Annotated in this window: 16 protein-coding genes and 1 pseudogene; 9 read left to right on the forward strand and 8 right to left on the reverse strand. The window is 71.4% G+C overall.

What is annotated here, in order from left to right; all coding sequences use genetic code 11:
- The first annotated feature begins 16 nt into the window (after nucleotides 1–16).
- The 5 genes from Prum_RS11490 to dtd all read left to right on the forward strand — a co-directional run bounded on the left by Prum_RS11490 (nucleotide 17) and on the right by dtd (nucleotide 4,089).
- Entirely contained in the window at nucleotides 17–577 is a 561-nt protein-coding gene (locus tag Prum_RS11490; RefSeq protein WP_173076317.1) for a helix-turn-helix domain-containing protein, read from the forward strand.
- A 74-nt stretch (nucleotides 578–651) separates the two neighbouring features.
- Nucleotides 652–1,779 (forward strand): PQQ-dependent sugar dehydrogenase, encoded by a 1,128-nt coding sequence (locus Prum_RS11495; protein WP_218577206.1) that lies wholly within the window; start codon nucleotides 652–654, stop codon nucleotides 1,777–1,779.
- Between the two features lie 4 nt (nucleotides 1,780–1,783).
- A complete protein-coding gene (locus Prum_RS11500) occupies nucleotides 1,784–2,197 on the forward strand; it encodes a cupin domain-containing protein (protein WP_246277819.1) in 414 nt (137 codons plus the stop codon).
- On the forward strand, nucleotides 2,197–3,663 hold the full coding sequence (locus tag Prum_RS11505) for a DUF7782 domain-containing protein (RefSeq protein ID WP_173076320.1): 1,467 nt from the start codon (nucleotides 2,197–2,199) through the stop codon (nucleotides 3,661–3,663). The genes Prum_RS11500 and Prum_RS11505 overlap by 1 nt, the downstream gene beginning before the upstream one ends.
- Before the next feature lie 3 nt (nucleotides 3,664–3,666).
- Entirely contained in the window at nucleotides 3,667–4,089 is a 423-nt protein-coding gene (dtd, locus tag Prum_RS11510; protein ID WP_173076322.1) for a D-aminoacyl-tRNA deacylase, read from the forward strand.
- An 18-nt stretch (nucleotides 4,090–4,107) separates the two neighbouring features.
- Here dtd and Prum_RS11515 read toward each other — a convergent pair whose 3' ends face one another.
- Nucleotides 4,108–4,896, reverse strand: coding sequence for a sporulation protein (locus Prum_RS11515; protein ID WP_173083646.1), 789 nt, complete (start codon nucleotides 4,894–4,896; stop codon nucleotides 4,108–4,110).
- A gap of 225 nt (nucleotides 4,897–5,121) precedes the next feature.
- On the opposite strand from Prum_RS11515, the gene sigB reads away from it, so the two are divergent.
- Nucleotides 5,122–6,090 (forward strand): RNA polymerase sigma factor SigB, encoded by a 969-nt coding sequence (sigB, locus tag Prum_RS11520; protein WP_173076324.1) that lies wholly within the window; start codon nucleotides 5,122–5,124, stop codon nucleotides 6,088–6,090.
- Between the two features lie 59 nt (nucleotides 6,091–6,149).
- Here the strand turns inward: sigB and Prum_RS11525 are convergent, their stop codons facing one another.
- Both Prum_RS11525 and Prum_RS11530 read right to left on the reverse strand, forming a co-directional pair.
- On the reverse strand, nucleotides 6,150–6,944 hold the full coding sequence (locus tag Prum_RS11525; protein WP_173076326.1) for a class I SAM-dependent methyltransferase: 795 nt from the start codon (nucleotides 6,942–6,944) through the stop codon (nucleotides 6,150–6,152).
- A 210-nt stretch (nucleotides 6,945–7,154) separates the two neighbouring features.
- A pseudogene (locus Prum_RS11530) lies at nucleotides 7,155–9,667 on the reverse strand (bifunctional acetate--CoA ligase family protein/GNAT family N-acetyltransferase).
- Nucleotides 9,668–9,718: 51 nt separating this feature from the next.
- Between Prum_RS11530 and Prum_RS11535 the strand changes: the two are divergent.
- Complete coding sequence (locus Prum_RS11535) at nucleotides 9,719–12,919, forward strand: NACHT domain-containing protein (protein ID WP_173076328.1); 3,201 nt, start codon at nucleotides 9,719–9,721, stop codon at nucleotides 12,917–12,919.
- Nucleotides 12,920–12,923: 4 nt separating this feature from the next.
- Here Prum_RS11535 and Prum_RS11540 read toward each other — a convergent pair whose 3' ends face one another.
- From Prum_RS11540 to Prum_RS11550, 3 genes are read right to left on the reverse strand one after another with little or no spacing between them, the layout of a single operon-like run.
- On the reverse strand, nucleotides 12,924–14,108 hold the full coding sequence (locus Prum_RS11540) for an acetoin utilization protein AcuC (protein ID WP_173076330.1): 1,185 nt from the start codon (nucleotides 14,106–14,108) through the stop codon (nucleotides 12,924–12,926).
- Between the two features lie 5 nt (nucleotides 14,109–14,113).
- Entirely contained in the window at nucleotides 14,114–15,346 is a 1,233-nt protein-coding gene (locus tag Prum_RS11545; protein WP_218577207.1) for a cytochrome P450, read from the reverse strand.
- Nucleotides 15,313–16,146 carry a sulfurtransferase gene (locus tag Prum_RS11550; RefSeq protein ID WP_173076333.1) on the reverse strand — a complete coding sequence of 278 codons (834 nt, stop codon included), beginning with the start codon at nucleotides 16,144–16,146 and terminating at the stop codon, nucleotides 15,313–15,315. Before Prum_RS11550 ends, Prum_RS11545 begins: the two co-directional genes overlap by 34 nt.
- Before the next feature lie 33 nt (nucleotides 16,147–16,179).
- On the opposite strand from Prum_RS11550, the gene Prum_RS11555 reads away from it, so the two are divergent.
- Nucleotides 16,180–16,887: an iron-dependent transcriptional repressor DtxR gene (locus Prum_RS11555; RefSeq protein WP_173076335.1), complete on the forward strand. Its 708-nt coding sequence runs from the start codon at nucleotides 16,180–16,182 to the stop codon at nucleotides 16,885–16,887.
- Between the two features lie 51 nt (nucleotides 16,888–16,938).
- On the opposite strand, the gene Prum_RS11560 is transcribed toward Prum_RS11555, so the two are convergent.
- Nucleotides 16,939–17,496 (reverse strand): hypothetical protein, encoded by a 558-nt coding sequence (locus tag Prum_RS11560; RefSeq protein WP_173076337.1) that lies wholly within the window; start codon nucleotides 17,494–17,496, stop codon nucleotides 16,939–16,941.
- A 43-nt stretch (nucleotides 17,497–17,539) separates the two neighbouring features.
- A complete protein-coding gene (lhgD, locus tag Prum_RS11565; protein ID WP_173076339.1) occupies nucleotides 17,540–18,739 on the reverse strand; it encodes an L-2-hydroxyglutarate dehydrogenase in 1,200 nt (399 codons plus the stop codon).
- Between the two features lie 429 nt (nucleotides 18,740–19,168).
- Between lhgD and Prum_RS11570 the strand changes: the two genes are divergently transcribed.
- Nucleotides 19,169–20,503 carry an IS4 family transposase gene (locus Prum_RS11570; protein WP_173073357.1) on the forward strand — a complete coding sequence of 445 codons (1,335 nt, stop codon included), beginning with the start codon at nucleotides 19,169–19,171 and terminating at the stop codon, nucleotides 20,501–20,503.
- Nucleotides 20,504–20,732: the final 229 nt, after the last annotated feature.

The following is a 20,732-nucleotide window of genomic DNA, read 5'->3' on the forward strand; positions in this document are numbered from 1 at the left end:
CACCAGGAGGCTTCCCGTGAGCAGATACGTCATCACCATCACCCCGGACAACGGCGGGGGGACCGGCGCCGACACCGCACACACCACCGTGCGCGTGGACACGTCGACCGGGCAGACCCGCATCACCGAACTGACCGTCCGGGCCGCCAGCGGCGGCGGGCTGGCACCCGCCGATCTGCCCCCGGTGGACCTGGACCTGCTGGTCCGCGCCCTGACCGGCCCCATGCCGGCGCAGGCACTGCCGCCCACCGCGGCGGCGGCGGAACCGGAGGCGGCGGAGGAAGCCACCGTGGTCGCACCGGCCGCGCCCGCTCCTCGCCGCCGGGCCCGCAAGGCCGCGACGCGGGCACGGAAGGCGACCGCCGCCAAGAAGACGGCCGCGAAGAAGGCGACGGCACAAAAGGCCACCGGCACCCGGGCGTACCGGCGGATGCCCGAGCCCGAAGAGGTCATGGACGCCTACCGGCGTACCGGCTCGATCACCGCCGTGGCCGAACACTTCGACGTGCCGCGGCACACCGTCGCCGGCTGGGCCCGCCGCCTGCGCGGCCTCGGATACGCCATCGGCCGCCAGTAGGGCTTTCCCCGGCCTTTCGGTCGCATTTGATCCGATGGCGTAACAGCGCCGCCGACGAGAGGACAGCGAACATCGTGCGTACGGCGAAGTACGTTGCGACACTGGCCCTCGCGGCGGCGGCGCTCGTCGCCTGCTCCGAGGAGCCCGAAGAATCCGTGGCGCAGCCGGCACCCACGGTGCCCACGCCGACCGAGTCGCGCGGCGCCACCAGCACGCCCGGTGCCGCCCCTGACCTGAACGCTCCGCAGCAGGTCGCCAGCGGCCTCGACGTACCGTGGGGCCTGGCGTTCCTGCCCGACGGCGACGCGCTGGTGGCCGAGCGGGAGACCGCCCGAATCCTGCGGGTGTCGCCGGGCGGCGGCCGGGCGCGCCAGGTGTACGAGGTGCCGGGCGTGGACCCGGGTGGCGAGGGCGGCCTGCTCGGGCTCGCCGTCTCCCCGAACTACGCCACCGATCAGTACGTCTACGCGTACTTCACCGCCGAATCCGACAACCGCGTCGTCCGGTTCAAGCTCGACGACCAGAGCCGGCCGGAGGTGATTTTCGACGGCATCAGCAAGGCGTCCAACCACAATGGAGGGCGGATCGCGTTCGGGCCGGACGGGATGCTGTACGCCGGCACGGGCGACGCCGCCGAGCGCGACTCGTCGCAGGATCCGGACGACCCCAACGGGAAAATCCTCCGGCTCACCCCGGACGGCGACCCGGCACCGGGAAACCCGCGACCCAACTCCCCCATCTACAGCCTCGGCCACCGCAACGTGCAAGGACTGGCGTGGGACGCGGACGGCCGGCTCTTCGCCACCGAGTTCGGCCAGAACCGGCTCGACGAGGTCAATCTGATCCAGCCGGGCCGCAACTACGGGTGGCCGGAGGTGGAGGGCGAGGGCGACACCGACGGCGGCCGATACACCAACCCGATCGTAACCTGGTCCACGGATGAGGCATCTCCGTCCGGCGCGGCCATCGCCGGCAACACGCTCTACGTCGCCGCCCTGCGCGGGGAACGCCTCTGGGCCGTGCCGCTGACCGCCGGCCGGGCCGGTGAGCCGCGTGCCTTCTTCGTCAACCGGTACGGCCGCCTGCGTACCGTCGCGGTGGCCCCGGACGGCGCGCTGTGGCTGGCGACGTCGAACCGCGACGGGCGCGGCGACGTCCGTGCGGGTGATGACCGGATCCTCCGCCACCCGGCGCAAGAATGAACGGGTGACGACACCGCGACCCGCACTTGCCGAGCAGCTCGACCTGGCACCGCATCCGGAGGGCGGCTGGTTCCGGGAGACCTGGCGCAGCGGCCACACGTTCGACCCCGCGGGGTACGGCGGGCCGCGCCAGGCCGCGACCGCGATCTACTTCCTGCTCAACCTGGGTGAGGAGTCCCGCTGGCACGTGGTGCGCTCGGACGAGCTGTGGCTGTGGCACGCGGGCGGGCCGCTGACCCTGCGAATGCGCGATCGGGAGCCGACCATTCTCGGCAACGACGTAGCCGCCGGGCAGCGCCCGCAGGTGCTGGTGCCCGGTGGTGTGTGGCAGTCCGCCGCGCCGGCCGGCGCCGAGCCGGTGCTGGTGAGTTGCGTGGTGGCGCCCGGGTTCGACTTCGCCGACTTCAGGATGGCGTGATGCTGCTTTCGACCGCCCAGACAGAACAGCTCCGCGCGGCGCTGACTGACTACACAGCCAGCGGCATCGCCGAGCGGCTCGGCCCGGCGGCCACCGCCGCGGTCGCGCGCAACGACTTCCGGGCCGCCCTGCGCGCCACCGCCGACCGGGACCGGCTCGCCACGCTGATCCGGCTCTTCGTCTGCGCGCAGACCGAGCCGGCCGCCGCGGTCGAGGCCGCGCTCGCCCCGCTCCCGCTCGCCGCCGCGCTCGCCGCCGGACTCGTCGTGCCCGACGGGGACGGCCTGCGGCAGGGCCTGGATCTGGAGGCGTACGGCGACGCGTGGTGGGTGCTCGCCGACCTGCCCGTCGCGGCCCGCCCCGGCGTACCCCTCGCGCCCGACCATGTGCTCGGCGTCGGCGGCGCGTCCACGACGCTCGCCGGCGCCACCGTGCGGCGGCCCGTCGGCACCGCGCTCGACCTGGGCACCGGCTGCGGCGTGCAGGCCCTGCACCTGTCCCAGCACGCCACCAGCGTGACCGCGACCGACCTGAGCGAGCGGGCGCTGGCCTTCGCCGCCACCACCGCCGCCCTCAACGGCCTGGAGTGGGAGCTGCTGCGCGGGGACATGACCGCTCCGGTGGCCGGCCGCCGGTTCGACCTGGTCGTCAGCAACCCGCCGTTCGTGGTCGGGCCGGGCACGGCCACCCACGCGTACCGCGACTCCGGCCGGGCCAGCGACGGCATCAGCGCCGAACTAGCCGCCGCCGCGCCCGGCCTGCTGACCGAGGGCGGCGTCATGCAGTACCTCGCGAATTGGGTACATATCGCCGGCGAGGACTGGGCCGACCGGGTGGCCGGCTGGGTCGCCGGCACCGGGCTGGACGCCTGGGTCATCCAGCGCGAGGTCGCCGACCCAGTGTCCTATGTGGACCTTTGGCTGAGCGACGCGGGCGAGCCGCACGACCCGGCCCGCAAGGCGGCGTGGCTGGACTGGTTCGACGCGCACAAGGTCGAGGCCGTCGGCTTCGGCCTGGTCACCCTCCGCCGGGCCGGCGCGGACGACCCGGTGGTCCGGGTCGAAGACCTCCGCCAGCAGGTCGCGGGGCCGCTCGGCGCGCAGGTCGCGGCCTGGTTCGACCGCCAGGACTTTCTCCGGGTACGCGATGCGGACGCGCTCCTCGCCGCGCGCTACCGAGCCGCCGAAGGGCTGCAACTGCGCCAGGAGGCGACCATGGGCGACGAGGGCTGGGCGGTCGACCGGCAGGTGCTCGCCATGCCGCAGGGGCTGCGCTGGACGGAGGAGATCGATCCGCTCGTACTCGCGCTGGTGGGCGGCTGCGAAGGGCAGGTGCCGCTGCGGGACCAGATCGCCGTACTCGCGGTGGCGCACGATGTCGCGGAGGCCGACCTGGCGGAAGCGGCCGTGCCGATCATCGCGCACCTGGTGGAGCGCGGAGTCATCGTTCCCGCGGACGGGGAGTAGCGGGTGCGGGCGGTGGTGCAGACGGTCAGCCGGGCGAGCGTGACGGTCGGCGGCGAGGTGGTCGGCGCGATCGAGGACGGCCTGCTGGTGCTGCTCGGGGTGACCCACTCGGACACGGCGGCGACCGCCGACACGATGGCGCGCAAGGTGTGGGAGCTGCGCATCCTCGACGACGAGCGGTCCGCCTCCGACGTGGGCGCCCCGGTCCTGGTCGTCAGCCAGTTCACCTTGTACGGCGACACGCGCAAGGGCCGCCGCCCGTCCTGGACGGCGGCTGCCCGAGCCGAGGCGGCCGAACCGATGGTGGCGGCCTTCGTGGCGGCCCTGCGGACCCGTGGCGCCGTGGTCGAGGAGGGCCGCTTCCGGGCCCACATGGAGGTCTCCTCCGTCAACGTGGGCCCGCGGACGGTCCTCCTCGACCTCTAGTTAGAACTCGACCTCTAGCTAGAAGAAGAGACCTCGGCGCTGGGAGGACTGGCGGAGCCAGCCGTCGAGCTGGCCGGCCCAGTCGGCCTGCTCCGCGCTCGCGTAGTCGACCGTGAACCGCCCGAACGCGTCGCGCCCCTCGGTGAACACGCCACCCCGCTTGTCCACCTCCAGCACCACCTGGAGCTGGTGCGGCGTGGGGATGAAGGTCACCTCGAGCTGGTTGAACGCGCGGGCGTACTGCGGCGCGGGGTAGAACTCGATCTCCTGGTAGAACGGGAGCGTCTGCTGCACCCCGTGGATCCGGCCGCGCTCCACGTCGGCCTTGCTGAAGCGGAAGCCGAGCCGCAGCAGCGCGTCGAGGATGCGCTCCTGCGCGGGCAGCGGGTGCACCGCCACCGCGTCCAGGTCACCCTTGTCGACGGCGCGGGCCACCTCCAGCTCCGTACGCAGGCCCATGGTCATGCCGTGCAGGTGCTGGCCGTACAGCTCGGTGATCGGGGTCTCCCACGGCACCTCGAAGCGGAACGGGATGTCGTGCCGCCCGCCCGGGGCGAGCTGGAACGCGCCGGTCAGCCGCTTGGTGTGGAACTCCTGGATGGTGTTGTACTCGCTGTCACCACTCTCGACCTCGACCTTGGTCACCAATCCGACAGAGACGTAGTCGATGGCGACCGCGTGATCACCGCCGACAACGTGCACCTGCCCATCCAGGTATCCCCCTGGCCGGCAGTTCGGGTTGCTGAGCACCGTTTCAACCGACGGGCCCCCCACGCCCATTGCCTGCAACATCCGCTTGAAGACCACGACGTCCTCCGTCACTTAGAGCCAACGTTCGCACAGTAGCGCTTGACGGCAAGCACTGACATTCGTTCGAAAGCGGACAAATCATCTACCGGATTCATGCCACCAGTCGTCCGCCTCACTCCCGCTTCACGCCCCAACCGCCAAGCTTTTCTCACCAGCGCCACCCGGCTGCTGGGACGCGTGCCACTTGTCGACGCGGGGAGGCGACTGAAAGTGGTCTTGCACATGAACGACAACGAGCTCAGCATCGACGCCGACCTTGACGCTACCGATGAGCGTGGAGTCTCGGCCGACCTGGTCCGGGCGTACCTGAACGGTATCGGCCGCACCAAGCTGCTCACCGCCGTTCAGGAGGTCGAGCTGGCCAAGAAGATCGAGGCCGGGCTCTTCGCCGAGGAGAAGCTCGCGGACGGGGACGCGCTCGCACCGCAACTGCGGGGCGATCTGGCGATCGTGGCGCTAGAGGGCCGCGCGGCCAAGGATCACCTGCTGGAGGCCAACCTCCGCCTGGTGGTCAGCATCGCCAAGCGGTACACCGGCCGCGGCATGGCCTTCCTCGACCTCATCCAGGAAGGCAACCTCGGCCTCATCCGCGCCGTCGAAAAATTCGACTACACCAAGGGCTACAAATTCTCCACCTACGCCACCTGGTGGATCCGCCAAGCCATCACCCGCGCCATGGCCGACCAAGCCCGCACCATCCGCATCCCGGTCCACATGGTCGAGCAGGTCAACCGCATGGTGCGCGCCCGGCGCGACCTCAGCACCACGCTCGGCCGCGAGCCGACCATCGCCGAGGTGGCCGTCGCGATGGGCGTGCAGGAGTTCCAGGTGATCGAGCTGATCTCGTACGACCGCGAGCCGGTCAGCCTCGACCAGGCCGTGGGCGAAGACGGGGAGAGCGCGCTCGGCGACTTCGTGGCGGGCGTCGACCCGCGGCAGGAGCCAGCCGACAACGTCGCCCAGGGCGAGCTGCGCAGCGAGGTCGAGATCGTCCTGTCGACGCTGTCCCAGCGGGAGCAGGCGGTGATCCGGCTGCGCTTCGGCCTCGACGACGGCCGCCAGCGCACGCTCGACGAGGTGGGCCGCGAGTTCGGCCTGTCCCGGGAGCGGATCCGCCAGATCGAAAAGGTCACCCTTCTAAAGCTCCGCCACCCGTCCCGCGCCAAGCGCCTAGAGGCATACGCCAGCTAGCTGCAAGGAAGGGCACCTTGTTATCGCTTTTTGCATAACAAGGTGCCCTTCCTTGCATCTCAGGGGCGGCAGAGCACCTCGCCGTGGAGGACCGCGAACCAGCCGTCCTCGTCAGCGCCCCACTCCCGCCAGGCCGCCGAGATCCGTTCCAGATCGGCCGCGCCGTACCCGGCGTCGAGCGCCTGGCCCGCGATCGCCGAGCCCACGATGCGGTCCGCCCACATGCCGCTCCACCAGCCCCGATCCTCCGGCGACGCGAAGCACCAGACCGACGCCGACCCGGTCACCTCGGTGAAGCCGGCCGCGCGGGCCCACGCCAGCAGCCGCCGCCCGGCGTCCGGCTCGCCGCCGTTGCGCCGGGCCACACGGCGGTAGAGGGCGAGCCATTCGTCCAGGACGGGCGCCTCCGGAAACCAGGTCATCGCCGCGTAGTCGGAGTCCCGCGCCGCGACCACGCCACCCGGCCGGCACACCCGCCGCATCTCCCGCAGCGCCCGCACCGGATCGCCGACGTGCTGCAACACCTGGTGCGCGTGCACGACGTCGAACGCCCCGTCGGCGTACCGCAGGTCGTGCACGTCGGCGACCGCGAAGTCGACGTTGTCCGTGCCCCGCTCGGCGGCCGCCTGGCGCGCCGCGGCCAGCGCGTCCTCGGAGGTGTCCACCGCGGTGACCCGACCGGGCGCGACGCGCTCGGCGAGGTCGAGGGTGATCGTGCCGGGACCGCACCCCACGTCGAGCACGGACAGGCCGGGCCCGAGGCGGTCGAGCAGGTACGCGGCCGAGTTCTCCGCCGTACGCCACCGGTGCGAGCGCAGCACCGACTCGTGATGCCCATGCGTGTACGTCGCCATGCCTGTCACGCTACCGCTAGCTGTCCACGATGTGGTCACTCTTTCCCGCATGTTGGTCCCGCCACATGCGCGGCGATCAAGGATTTGCGCGTCGATCAAGGGCAAACGGCCGTGGTTTGGAGATCAAAGCACGACCATATGCCCTTGATCGACGGGGAAGGCGGCGCGCGGCGCGCGGCGCGCGCGGCGCGCAGCGGGGCGGGGGCGGGGTTAGAGGCGGCGGGGGGCTTCGTTGGGGCGGGGGCGGGCGGGCCTAGGCGGAGCTCGGCGTGCAGGACGGACAGGCCGTCGGGGCGGGCCAGGACGGGGTTGAGGCGCAGCTCGCGGACCTGGGGTTGCTCGTCGGCCAGGCGGCCGACGCGGATCAGCAGGTCGGCCAGGGCGTCCCGGTCCACCGTGGCGGAGCCCCGGTAGCCGCGCAGCAGCGGCGCCGCGCGCGGCTCGTCCACCAGCGCGGCGGCGTCCCGGTCGGTCAGCGGGGCGGCCCGCCAGGCCCGGTCGCCGAGCAGGTCGGTGGCGACGCCGCCCAGCCCGAAGCCCACCACCGGGCCGAACGCCGGGTCCTCCACCATCTCCACCACGCACGCCACGCCCGGCGGGACCATCGACTGCACCAGCATCCCGGCGCCGAACGCTTCGGCCATCTCCGCGTACGCCTGGGCGACCGCGGCGGGGCCCGCCAGGTCGAGGCGTACCGCGCCGAGGTCGAGCCGGTGCCGCAGCGCCTCGCCGGCCGCCTTGAGGGCCACCGGGTAGCCCAGCCGTTCCGCCGCCGCGACGGCCTCCTCGGCCGACTCCGCCGGCAACGACGGGACCACCTCGATCCCGTACGCGGCCAGCACGTCGTACGACTCCACGGTGGACACGGGTGGGACGGTGCCCAGCGGTTGGCGCAGCCAGTCGGCGTACCCGCTGACCCGGCTCAGCGCGCGCACCGCCTCCTCCACCGACGGGTACGCCGCCACGCCCGCGGGCAGCTTTTCCACAAGGGACACCGCCACGGTCGGCTTGTCTCCGGCCAGCGCCACGCTCGCGATCGCCGTCGCGAAGTCGGCGTCCTCATCGGACAGTTGGCCGGGCAGCGGCGGCGCGAGCACCGCGACGAGCGCATCGACGTCGCCATCGGTGGCCGCGTCGGCGAGCGCGTCGCCGAACTCGTGCGCCCCCGCCTGGGGCGGCACATCCAGCGGGTACCGGGAAACGACCACCAGCCCGCCGTCCCGGCACGCGGCGGCGGCCAGCCGGGTCAGCGCCGACGAGTTGCCCACGATGCCGACCCGCCGCCCGGCCGGCAGCGGTTGGTTGGCCAGCAGCACGCCGGCGTCGAAGAGCTCGGCCACGGTGTCGACGCGGATGACGCCTGAGTGGGCGAACAGCGCGGTCACGGCGCCCCGGTCCGGGCCCACCTCGCCCGGCGGGCGGGCCGGCGAGGCGACCACGACGATCGGCTTGGTACGCCCGATCCGGCGTGCCAGCCGGGCGAACTTGCGCGGGTTCCCGAACGTCTCCAGGTACAGCAGGATCACGTCGGTGCCGGGGTCGTCCTCCCAGTACTGCAGCAGGTCGTTGCCGGACACGTCGGCCCGGTTGCCCGCCGACACGAAGCTGGACAGGCCCAGCCCGCGCCGATCCGCCTCGGCCAGCAGCGCGACGCCCAACGCGCCGGACTGGCTGAAGAAGCCGGCCCGCCCCGGCAACGGCAGCTTCGGGGCGAGGGTGGCGTTGAGGCGTACCCGGTCGTTGGTGTTGGCCACGCCCAGACAGTTGGGGCCGACGACGCGCATGCCCGCGGCGTGCGCCGCGCGGGTCAGCTCCTCCTGCGCCGCCGCGCCGGAAGGCGTACCCGTCTCGGCGAAGCCGGCCGACACCACGACGAGGCCGTGGACGCCGGCGGCGGCCGCGTCGGCGACGACGCCGGGCACCCGGTCCGGTGGCACCGCGACCACCGCGAGATCCACGTCGGTGGCGTCGCCGGCCGACCGCAGCGCCGGCAGCCCGGCCACGGTGGCGGCGGTGGGATGCACCGGGTGGATCGCGCCGCTGAACCCGCCGTCGCGCAGGTGCCCCAGGATGGCCGCGCCGATGCCGTGCCCGCTGGAACTGGCGCCGTAGACGGCGACGCCGCGCGGGCGCAGCAGCCGGGCGATCGACCGGGCCTCGGCGCGCTGCTCGCGGCTCCACTGCACTTCAAGTGACTGCTCAGTCAGGGCGATCGGGAACGTGAGGTGGACGACGCCGTCGGCGTACTCGCGTTGGATCTGGTAGCCGGCGTCCGCGAAGACCCGCAGCATGGTCGAGTTCGCCGGCAGCACCTCGGCCACGAACCGGCTGATGCCCGCGTCGCGCGCAGCCGCCGCCAGGTGCTCCAGCAGCACCGACCCGATCCCCCGCCCCTGGTGCGCGTCCTCCACCACGAACGCCACCTCGGCGTCCGGCGCGTCCGGCCCCAGCCGCTCGTAGCGCCCGACCGCCAGGATCCGGCCGCCGGACTCGATGATCAGGGCCTCGCGCGCGTCGTGGTCGACGTTGACGAAACGGTGCAGGTCGCGTTCGGGGATCCGCGGGTACGGCGAGAAGTAGCGCAGGTAGCGGGTGCGCTCGGAGAACCGCGAGTGCATCGCCACAATGGCTGGCGCGTCCTCCGGCCCGATCTGTCGCAGGTGGACGGTGGAGCCGTCACTCAGCAGTACGTCCGCAGCTCGGTCGCGCACAGGTGGTGTCACATTTCCATCATCGCCTTGACCGCCCCTCGACGGTCACTAAAACGTGTCCCTGTGCCGGTCGAGCTGATTGTCGCCATCATCGGTGCCGTAGCCACGCTCGTGGGCGTCGGCTTCGGCTTCTACCAGTGGCGACGAGGACAAGGGCTGGACCGTGAGCGACTCCGCCTCGAGCAGGCCCTCATCCGGGAGCAGAAGATCTGGGAGGAGGCTTGGGAGGAGGAACGGACGGCGGAACAGGAGTCGGCCCGGCAAGTCGCGCAAGCCGAAAAGATCCGCGACGCGGTGGAAAGATACCGAACCCTGCTCGCCAACGAGTTGGCCCAGCTCAAGATCCTCGATATGACCAAGCCGCTCGATCTAGAGGCGCTGTACGTCCAGCTTCGAGTGCGCGAGGACCGCCCAGCACGTTTCGCCAGCCCGGAAGAGATGGAGCCGCTGTCCTACGGCACGCCCGAACATCTCCTGCAACTCTCGGCCAAGCAGTCCCGCGAAGCAGAGTCATCGGCCATGCGACCCGAGGACGCGCTACGCCGATTCGGACGGTTCGTGGCGCTCGGTGACCCCGGCGCGGGCAAGACGACGATGCTGCGTCACCTGGCGCTGCGTCTGGCGCGCGGCGAGATCACGGAGGACTTGACCCTGCCGATCTACGTCGAGTTGCGCGAGTTCGTTGACAGCGGCGTATCGGACATCCTCGAGTTCGCTGCCGACACGTGCCGGCGACGGTACGGCTTCGTCAACGCGGTCGAGCACTTCGCCGAGCGGTTGGATGCCGGCTTGGCGGCGCTCCTGCTCGACGGGTTGGACGAGGTCCTCGGTGGTGCCGCAGCCGAGGACGCGGCGCGGGCATACCGGCGGGTCGTTGACGAAGTGGACCGGCTCTCCACCCGCTATCCCAGGGCCACCATCGCGGTAACCTGCCGCCGGGCCGGCTGGCAGGGCGGCCTGCGGGCATTCCACACGGTGGAGGTGCTCGACTTCGGTTGGCCGCAGATCGAGACATTCGTCCGCAACTGGTTCGGCAACGAACCTGCTCGCGCCGATGCGCTAGTCACCGCGCTACAGACCAACCTGCGGGTCCAGACGCTGGCCGCCAACCCACTGATCTTGTCGTTGGTGGCCATCGTTTATGACCGCGACCTCGAACTGCCGGAACGTCGCGCCCAGCTCTATAACCGCTGCGTCGAGGTACTGCTCAAGGAGTGGGATACGCATCGCGGAATCCGCCGGTTTACCCGCTTTACCACCGACCGTAAGCGAGACCTACTTGAGGAGGTGGGCTGGCACTTCCATCAGCAAGGGCTGCGGTACTACCCACACGATGAGCTCTTGCGGGTGATAGCCGAATTCTTGCCGACGATAGACATCGAACCCGTGCACGCCCAGGCAATCTTGGACGAGATCGCCGCCCAATACGGCCTGCTCAAGGTCCAGGCCAACGGCTGGTACGGCTTCCTACATCTCACCTTGCAGGAGTACTTCGCCGCCGTCGCCGCCACCGAGCGGGGAGCGCAGGCAGTGGCGCTCGTCGTCCAGCACCGTCACGACCCGTGGTGGGAGGAGGTGCTTTTCCTGCTCGCAGGTCGGACCGTGGACGCATCGCCGCTACTCCTCGGGATCCTCGGACGGGATCCGCTGAGTGCCGATCCACCTGTGCCCGACGCGCCTCTCGCGCTCGATGACGACGTTCTGCACCACGACCTTCTCCTCGCGGCTCGATGCCTGGCAGGGGCGCCTCGTGTGCGAGTCCCTTGGCTCCGCTCCGCGATCATCGAGGTCACCTATGAACTCGTCCGCACAGCACCATCGCCATCGATGTCTGAGTCGTCCGCGAGGATCCTGGTAGCCGCTGGCGGTCGCGCGATCCACGACCGACTAATCGACGATCTAATCAACCGACAGCTCGGGAGTGGGCCGCGCACATCGATCGCCAGAGCCCTGGGCACGGGCGGCGATGCCTATGTCGCGGCCCGGCTAACCGCCATACTCAGCTCTCGCGCGCTGGATAGCCGGCTAGCCTCGGCCGTAGCCGATTCGCTGCGAGCTCTCAGGCATTCGCCGGCCATCCCAGCCCTGCGTGCCCGCCTGGACCGGGAGTTGGTCGCCGACAGCAACGGTGCGTTCCCACTCGCGGCAGCAGTCGCGGCGCTCGGCGGAGCGAGCGGCGCCGCGCACCTCCGTCACCTCATCGACACGGCCGGCACCCGTCAGACCGCCAACGTTCTGATGTGGGCCCTGCAGTACTCGCGCGATCCGGCCGTCGAGAGGTGGCTCATCGAACGAGTCCCGGACAGCTCCGACGTGGGCATCGCGTTCATCGTGCACAGCTATCTCGCACTCACCGGCGCGGCAGGCGCCCCTCGCCTCCTCACCGCCCTGCTGAGCCGGCCCGGGTCGTGGGGCCCGAGCGTGTCGATCATCGTTTCTGCCTTCCACGAGCACGCCTCGCCATCGTTGGCCGTACAGCTTGTCGGTGCGCTCACCGATCCAGACCGCGATGCCAGCGTGCGATGGGCGGTCTCTGCTTTGCTGGACGACCAGCCCGAGATCTGGCCACTGGTTGCCAAGTGGATGGTCCGGCAGGACGCCGACCAGTTGACGGTGTGGGCGAGCGCCGCGGTGATCGGTAGCCATGGGTACGGGGCAGCCCGACAGCCGCTGCGTGACGCACTCACCGCGCTGACTGGCGAGGAGTGGGTTTCTACCGAGGAGATCGCCGTTCGCAACCTCGCCCTCCCTCGGATCACCGAATGCCTGGTCGCGCTTGGGGACGGCCAGTGGGCGCAGGACCTTCTCCTGACCCGCATCAACGCAATGTGGCAGGATGCCGCCACGCCGAACACGGCTGTTTTCGGCGCGCTCCTGGCGGCGCTCGGTCATACGGATATCGGGCCGCTGGCCGAGTGGTCTACCGGATTCCTCGACCATTTCCCGGCGCTGAGCGGCTACCTCCTGTACAAAGGCGCCGACGTGCGCCGCACGCTGCTCCATCCGTCGATCGCCCCACGCCTACTCGCCCGGGCAGAGTCCGAACTGCTCACGGACGAGGAGAGACATGCCGCCCTCGAACTGGTCGCGGCCATCGCGCAGGATGTGACGGTAGTGCCTCAGCTGCTTTCGCTCTGCTCCGTGAACGACGATGAGCTCGTCCGGCACGCCCTGGACGCCCTGGAAAACATTGGCAGGCACAATCGAGTCCGGATTTTCGCTGATGGCCGGATCGCCCCCGTCCAACCGCGAACTACACCGTAGGTGGTCAATCCCGCGGGTCGTGCGGGTCGAGGCCGAGGAGCGGAAAGACCGCCTTGCGGGTGGCCATGATGGCGCGGTCGACGGCGTCCGGCTCGCCCTCCGGCTGCCACGGCGCGAACGACACGTCCGCGTCGTCGGTCATCCGCAGCGGCACCTCATGGTCCGGCCGGCGGGAGCGGGCCAGCGCCCGCCAGTCCAGCGGCGTCAGCGTCGCCGGGGCGATCGGCTCGCCGGTGGCCGTGGCCAGCAGGTGGGTCCAGGTACGCGGGACGACCTCGACGAGCGCGTACCCGCCGCCGCCGGTGGCCACCCACCTGCCCTCGCACAGCTCGTCGGCGAGCGCCCGCAGGGCCAGGTGGGCGGCGCGCTGGCCGTCGACGGACAGCCGCAGGTCGGCGAGCGGGTCGAGGCGGTGGCTGTCGGCGCCGCACTGGGTGACGAGCAGCTGCGGCCGGAACGCGCGCAGCACCGACGGCACCACCGCGTGGAAGGCGCGCAGCCAGCCGGCGTCGCCGGTGCCCGGCGGGAAGGCGATGTTGACCGCGCTCCCCTCGGCCTTCTTGCCCCCGGTCTCCTCCGGAAAGCCGGTGCCCGGAAAGAGCGCGAGCGGCGTCTCGTGCAGGCTGACCGTGAGCACCCGCGGGTCGTCGTAGAAGATCGCCTGCACGCCGTCGCCGTGGTGCACGTCGATGTCGATGTACGCGATGCGCTCCGCGCCCAGGTCGAGCAGCCGGGCGATGGCGACCGCCGGGTCGTTGTAGACGCAGAAGCCGGCGGCCCGCGCGGGCATCGCGTGGTGCAGCCCGCCCGCCACGTTGACCGCCCGGGTGGCGTGCCCGTGCCAGACCGCCTCGGCGGCGGCGAGCGTCGCGCCGCACACCAGCGCGCCGGCGTCGTGCATCCGGTCGAACACCGGGTTGTCCGGCGTGTTCAGCCCCCACCCGGAGAAGAACGGGTCGTCGGGCGCGGCGCGTACGGCCTCCACGTAGTCGGGGCGGTGCACCCGGGTCAGGGCGGCGGCGTCGGCCGGCTTGGGGGCGACGAGCTCGACGCCCGAGCGGTCCAGGACGCCCAGCGAGCGGGCCAGGGCGATGGTCAGCTCCACCCGGACCGGGTCGAGCGGGTGGTCGCCCATGTCGTACCCGAGCAGGGCCTCGTCCCACACCACCAACGTGCCATCCGCTGCCATGCGCCTCATACTCGCACGCGCACGGTGAGGTGCACGCCGTACCGGGGGCGCAGCGTGATCAGCGGCCGGGGCACGACCGGCGGCGCGCCCGGGGCCGGCGCGAGCGCCCACCGCCGGCAGACCGCCTCGGTCACCAGCACCGCCTCCAACTCCGCGAAGCCGTTGCCGATGCACTGCCGGGGCCCGCTGCCGAACGGGAAGTACGTATATCTCGGCGGGGGCGGCCCGTCGAGCCAGCGCTCGGGGCGGAACCGGTCCGGCTCGGGCCACCAGCGCGGGTCGCGGTGCACCACCCACGGGCTCAGGATCAGCGTCGACCCGGCCCGCAGCCGGCGCCCGCACACCTCGCGGTCGTCGACCAGCCGCCGCCAGATCGCCCACGCCGGCGGGTACAGCCGCATCGACTCGCGCACCACCGCCGTCGCGAACGCCCGGTCGCCGCCGGCCACCCGGTCCTGCGCCGCCGGATCCCCCGACAGCAGATGGAACGTCCAGGCCAGCGCGTTGGCGGTGGTCTCGTGCCCGGCGAGCAGCAGGGTGAGCGCCTCGTCCCGGATCTGCCGGTCCGGCATGCCGGTGGCCAGCAGCAGGCTGAGCAGGTCGGCGCTCCCCGGACGAACTCGGCGGGCCTCGATCAGGTCGTACACGACCTTGTCCACGGCCGCGCTGTCGGCCCGCCACCGCCGGGTGGCCGGCAGCGGCAACCGGTCCAGCAGCCGCCCGCCGGGTAGGACCTCCCGGCGCAGGGCCCGCTGGTTGCGGCCGATCGCCCGCCCGAACGTGGTGATCACGTCGGCGCCCACCTCGACGTCGAAGACTGTCCGGGCCACGATCGCCAGGGTCAGGTCGGTCATGTCCCGGTGCACGTCGCGGGCCTCACCGTCGCGCCACCGCCCGCACGCGTCGGCGGCGAGCGCGGTGAATTGGTCCGCGTACCCGGCGATCCGCTCGCCGTGGAAGAGCGGCTGGATCAGCCGGCGCTGCCGCCGGTGCAGGTCCGGCGGGCTGGTCAGCAGGCCGTGGCCGAGCACCCGGCGGAGCGGTTCGAGGCCGCGCCGGCCCACGCCCTTGGCGTACTCGCGCTGGGTGCGGGTCAGCGCCTCCTGGATCGCCTCCGGATCGCTGACCAGGTAGACGCCCGGCACCGGCAGCCGCGCGAGCACGCCCTGCCGCCGGTGGGCCCGGGTGAGGACCGCGAGCGGGTTCAGGCCACCGGGCGGTCGGGGTCCGTGATCCACTCGCTCCACGACCCCACATAGAGCGCGGCGTCCGTCCGCCCTGCCAGGTGCAACGCGAGTACGGTGTGCGCCGCGGTCACCCCGGATCCGCAGTACACGCCGACGCGTACCCCCTCGGCGACACCGGCCTCGGCGAACCGCGACTCCAGCGCCGCGGCGGCGCGCAACCGGCCGTCGGCCTCGACGTGCTCGGTGCTCGGCAGGTTGACCGCGCCCGGGATGTGCCCGGCGACCGGGTCGATGGGCTCGGTCTCGCCGCGGTAGCGCGGCGCCGCGCGCACGTCGATGAGCACGCCCTCGGTGGCGAGGCGGCCGGCCGCCGTGGCGTCCAGGACCGGCAGGCCACCGGGGCGGACGGTGATGTCGCCCGGCTTGGTGTCCGGCACGTCGGCGGTCACCGGCTGCCCGGCCGCGACCCAGGCCGGGTAGCCGCCGTCGAGCACGCGGACCGCCCGGTGGCCCGCCCAGCGCAGCGTCCACCACGCGCGGGCGGCGGCCAGGCCGTCGCCACCGTCGTACACGACGACCGGGTGCCCGTCGCGGACGCCGGCGGCCCGCAGCGCGCGTTCCAGATCGGCTGGATCGGGCAGCGGGTGCCGGCCGCCGCGGCCCGGCGCCCCGCAGAGGTCGGCATCGAGATCGATGAATGCGGCTCCGGGCAGGTGGCCCGCCGCGTAGTCCTCGCGGCCGGGCGGCCCGGCCAGCCGCCAGCGCACGTCCAGCACGGTGGGAGGCTCGGCGGACGCCAGCACCGTAGCCAGCGCGGCCGCGTCCACGATAGGGTTCTGGGGTAGGGTCACGCGGTCAAGTCAACCACCGCCTTGACGGGTAGCATGGTGGGTCGGGAGGGCTGTGCCGTGAACGACCTGGTCGATACCACCGAGATGTACCTAAAGACCATCCTCGAGCTAGAAGAGGAAGGCGTGCCGCCGCTGCGTGCCCGGATTGCCGAGCGGCTGCACCAGAGCGGCCCCACCGTCAGCCAGACCGTCGCCCGCATGGAGCGCGACGGCCTGCTCACCGTCGAAGGTGACCGGCACCTGCACCTCACCGATTCCGGCCGCGCCCACGCCGTGTCGGTCATGCGCAAGCACCGCCTCGCCGAGCTGCTCCTCGTCAACGTCATCGGGATGCCCTACGAGGAGGCCCACGAAGAGGCTTGCCGGTGGGAGCACGTGATGAGCGACACCGTTGAGAAGCGCGTCTACGAGCTGCTCAACCGGCCCACCCGCTCGCCGTACGGCAACCCGATCCCCGGCCTCGACGCGCTCGGCAACGGCGGGTCCGCGGCCGCCAACGGCGAAGACGGCGAGCGCAACCTGGCGTTTCCCGGCCTGGCCGGCCAGGTCGTGGTCCGGCGGATCTGCGAGAGCGTGCAGACCGACGCCGACGTGCTGCGCCAGCTCCACGCCGCCGGGGTCGACCCGGGCGTGACCGTCACCGTGGCCCAGGAGCGCGACGGGGTGACCATCGACCGCTCCGGCGACAAGGTCCGGCTGCCACGCGAGGTGGCATCGCGCGTCTTCGTGGCCGCCCGCTAAAGCACCCCACGAAAACGCTCCGCTGCGCTCCACGTTTCCGCGGGGGCCCCGCTAGACCTCTTCTTTGTCCACCTTTTTCGCCAGGTTGACCAGTTTGGGCCCCAGCGCGCTCGCCGCGGACTTGGGCTGGCCGGTCGCGAACGTGTAGCGCATGATGATCATCCGGGCATCGTCGGTCAGCCAGGCCACCTCGACGCTCGGCCCGACGCCGCCGCCGGCCGCGCGGACCTCGCGGTACGCCGCCTTGCCCAGCCCTGTGAGCTCGTCGGCACCGTCCGGCGTGACCTCGTCTTCGAAGATGTCGGCGTCGGCCTGGGTGGTGGTCACCGAGAGCACCAGGTCGGGGCGGGCCGCGCCGCCGCTCTGCACGACGCAGGTGTAGGTGTCCTTGACCCGCCGCGCGGCCGCCACGTCGAACCGGGTGCCCAGCAGCTGCTCGATCACGTCGTAGTCGAGCAGTTGGCACGCCCCACCAGCGGCGGCGGCCGGCAGCGCGACGGTCTCCGGGGCGGGCGGCGGGAGCGGGGTGTCCGCCGCCGCCTCTTTCCCGCAACCGGCCACGAGCAGCAGCAGGGCGGCAGCGCCGAGCCGTCGCATATCTGTCCGCACGACCTATTCCTTCCGGGGAAGTCCGTCGGACAGGCTACGGCGTCTACCGGCCCCGCGAAACCCCTTCGACCCGCGACACGATGTGTTTAGCGATCTCCAGCGAGCTTGTCGCGGCCGGCGAAGGCGCGTTGAGCACGTGCACCTGCCGATCCCGGGCCACGATCAGAAAATCATCGACGAGCGCGCCGTCGGGCGCGATCGCCTGCGCGCGTACGCCTGCGGCGGTGCGCACGAGGTCCGCCTCGGTCACCTCGGGCACCAGCCGGGCCAGGCTGTGCGCGAACCGCTTCGGCGACAGCGACCGGCGCACCTCGGTCAGGCCGTAACCCAGATGCTTGCGGGCCAGCCGCCACAGTCCGGAGTAGACGGCGTAGTCGGCGATGTCCCGCGGGCTGACCCGACCCCACGTGTACCCCTCGCGGGCCAAGGCGAGCACCGCGTTCGGTCCAGCGTGGACACTGCCGTCGATCATGCGGGTCAGGTGGACGCCCAGGAACGGGAACTGCGGGTCCGGCACCGGGTAGATCAGTCCGCGTACCAGGTCCCGCCGGTCCTCGCGCAGCTCGTAATACTCGCCACGGAAGGGGATGATCCGGGCCGGCGGGTCCACGCCGGCAAGCCTGGCCACCCGGTCCGCGTGCAGGCCGGCACAGTTGATCAGTACGTCGGCGAGCACGTCACCCGCCGTGGTCTCGACGACCTGCTCACCACCCCGCAAGGCGAACCCGGTCACCCGGGCGCCGAACCGCACCTCCGCGCCCGCCTTCTCGGCGAGGGCGGCCAGCGTCGTACACACCGCGGTGAAGTCGACGATGCCGGTGGACGCCACGTGCAGCGCCTCCACACAGCTCAGGTGCGGCTCGTACTCGGCGGCCTCGGCGGGGCCGATCAGCCGTACCGGCAGGCCGTTGGCGACGGCCCGCTCATGCAGGGCGTGCAGCCGGGGCAACTCGCTCTGCTCGGTCGCCACGATCAGCTTGCCGCACACCTGGACCGGGATGCCATGCTCGGCGCAGAAGTCCACCATGGACTTGCTGCCGGCCCGGCACAGGGTGGCCTTCAGGCTGCCGGGCTTGTAGTAGACGCCCGCGTGGATCACCCCGGAGTTGTGCCCGGTCTGGTGCACCGCGACCCGGGGCTCCTTCTCCAGCACGGTCACCTGGGCGTCCGGATAGTCCTGGGTGATCCGGTACGCGGTCGCGAGCCCCACAATCCCAGCCCCGACCACCACAAACCTCGCCATGGCCGGGACCCTACCTGTCGTGACCTGCCGCCACGCCAGCGGCGACACATTCCCGACCCGAGGGGCCTCCAAGATCCGCCCGAACGGCACCGTCCGACCCTGAGTGGGGCGCCCTCAAGGCCGGTAGTTAAGGGAATCAGGTCCATGTCGAGCGCTGATGTGACGCGGTCATCGCCCTCGACGTTGGCGGACCGAGATCCAGCGGCCGGTTATGTCGGATACATCCGGGTGCAGGCCCGGCCCACCCCTTAGCCAAGTCGAAGCTGGCAGTAGATCTAGACGCAATGCCGCTCAGTTAAGGGTCTGGCCGGGCGTTGTTGATGGGGCCGGGGTAGACGGGCAGCGAGGCTCCGGTAGACATGGCTGTCCTCACAAGACGGTCATGATCTGTAGGGAGCCTCGCTGTCCACGTATTTTGTCACCCGCCGGATGATCAAGGTCGCTGCGGGTGTGTTCGCCCCAGGGCACGTTGGGGAGTTGACGCAGCATGTGCCGTTCGAGATGGTCGATGCCGCGTTGGCCGAGGCCGGTCTGGGTAAGTCCCGTGTGCGTGAGGTACCAGCCCGGGTTGTGGTCTACCTGCTGTTAGCCGGCGCGTTGTTCGCCGAGGTGGGCTACCGGCAGGTCTGGGACAAGCTGGTAGCGGCCCTGGACGGTGTGCCGGTGGCGAACCCGACCTCGGGTGTGCTGGCCCAGGCCCGCCAACGCATGGGACCGGCTCCTTTGCGGGCCTTGTTCGACCTGGTGCGGGGACCGGGTCCGGCGCCGCGTACCCGTGGGCGGTGGTGGCGAGGGCTGCTGGTCTGCGCTATAGACGGGACCAGCGCGGCTGTCCCGGCCAGCGCGGCGAATCTGGCCGAGTACACCCCGCATCGCTGCAACCATGGCGGGTCGGGCTATCCGAAGCTGCGGCTGCTGGTGTTGGTGTGCTGCGGAACCCGGACCGTCATCGACGCGATCTTCGGGCCCACCGGGGTGGGGGAGATGCCCTACGCCAAACGGTTGGTGGCCAGCCTGCGTCCGTCGATGGTCGTGCTGTTGGACCGGGCCTTTGGGGCGGCGGACCTGATCGAGGCGATCGCGCAGGCCAGGGCATACCTGGTGGTGCGGGTCAAGGACAACCGGAAACTGCCGGTGATACAGCGGCTGCCGGACGGCTCATACCTATCGGTGATCGGCCAACTGCGGGTCCGCGTGGTGGAGTGTCAAATCCACGTGCAGACCACGGCCGGGCGTGCCACGACCATGTACCGCCTCGTCACCACGCTGATTGAGCACCACCACTATCCGGCGTTCGACCTGGTCCGGCTCTACCACGAACGGTGGGAGGTCGAAACAGCGTTCCTGGAACTGAAATCGACGATCCTGGGCGGGCGGGTACTACGAGCCAGGACCCCGGCCGGGGTCCGCCAGGAGGTCTACGCCCTGCTGGTGACCTACCAGGCCATCCGCCTGGCCATGGCCGACGCCACCGACACCCAGCCCGACCTTGACCCCGACCGGGCCTGCTTCACTACCGCCTTGAGCGCGGCGCGTGACCTGGTCGTGCAGGCGGCGAACGCCATCACCGGCGCGGTGATCGACCTGGTCGGCGCGATCGGCCGGCGAGTCCTAGCCAACCTCATGCCCGAGCGTCGGACCAGGCGCGCCCCGCGGATCGTCAAACGAGCGATCTCCAAGTACAACGCCAAAGGCCCCAACATCGACCGGAAGACCTACCAGGCCACGATCAGCATCGACATCCTCGTGCCCCAGAGCCCTTGACGACGCCACACCACGCCTTAACTGAGCGGCATTGGATCTAGACGAGTTAGGGCTCAATGTCAGCCATAACTCGTCTAGATCTACCCCGCTCGCCCGGATGGTGACCCGACTCCTGCGCTGGGCAAGCGATCAGCCGCGCGGCTTGACAGCGCCCAGGAATCCTTAACTACCCGGCCTTGAGGGCGCCCCCACGGCCGGGTGCGGTGATCATTCAGGGCAAATGGGCTCT

It is taken from the genome of Phytohabitans rumicis (assembly GCF_011764445.1).
Lineage (GTDB): Bacteria > Actinomycetota > Actinomycetes > Mycobacteriales > Micromonosporaceae > Phytohabitans > Phytohabitans rumicis.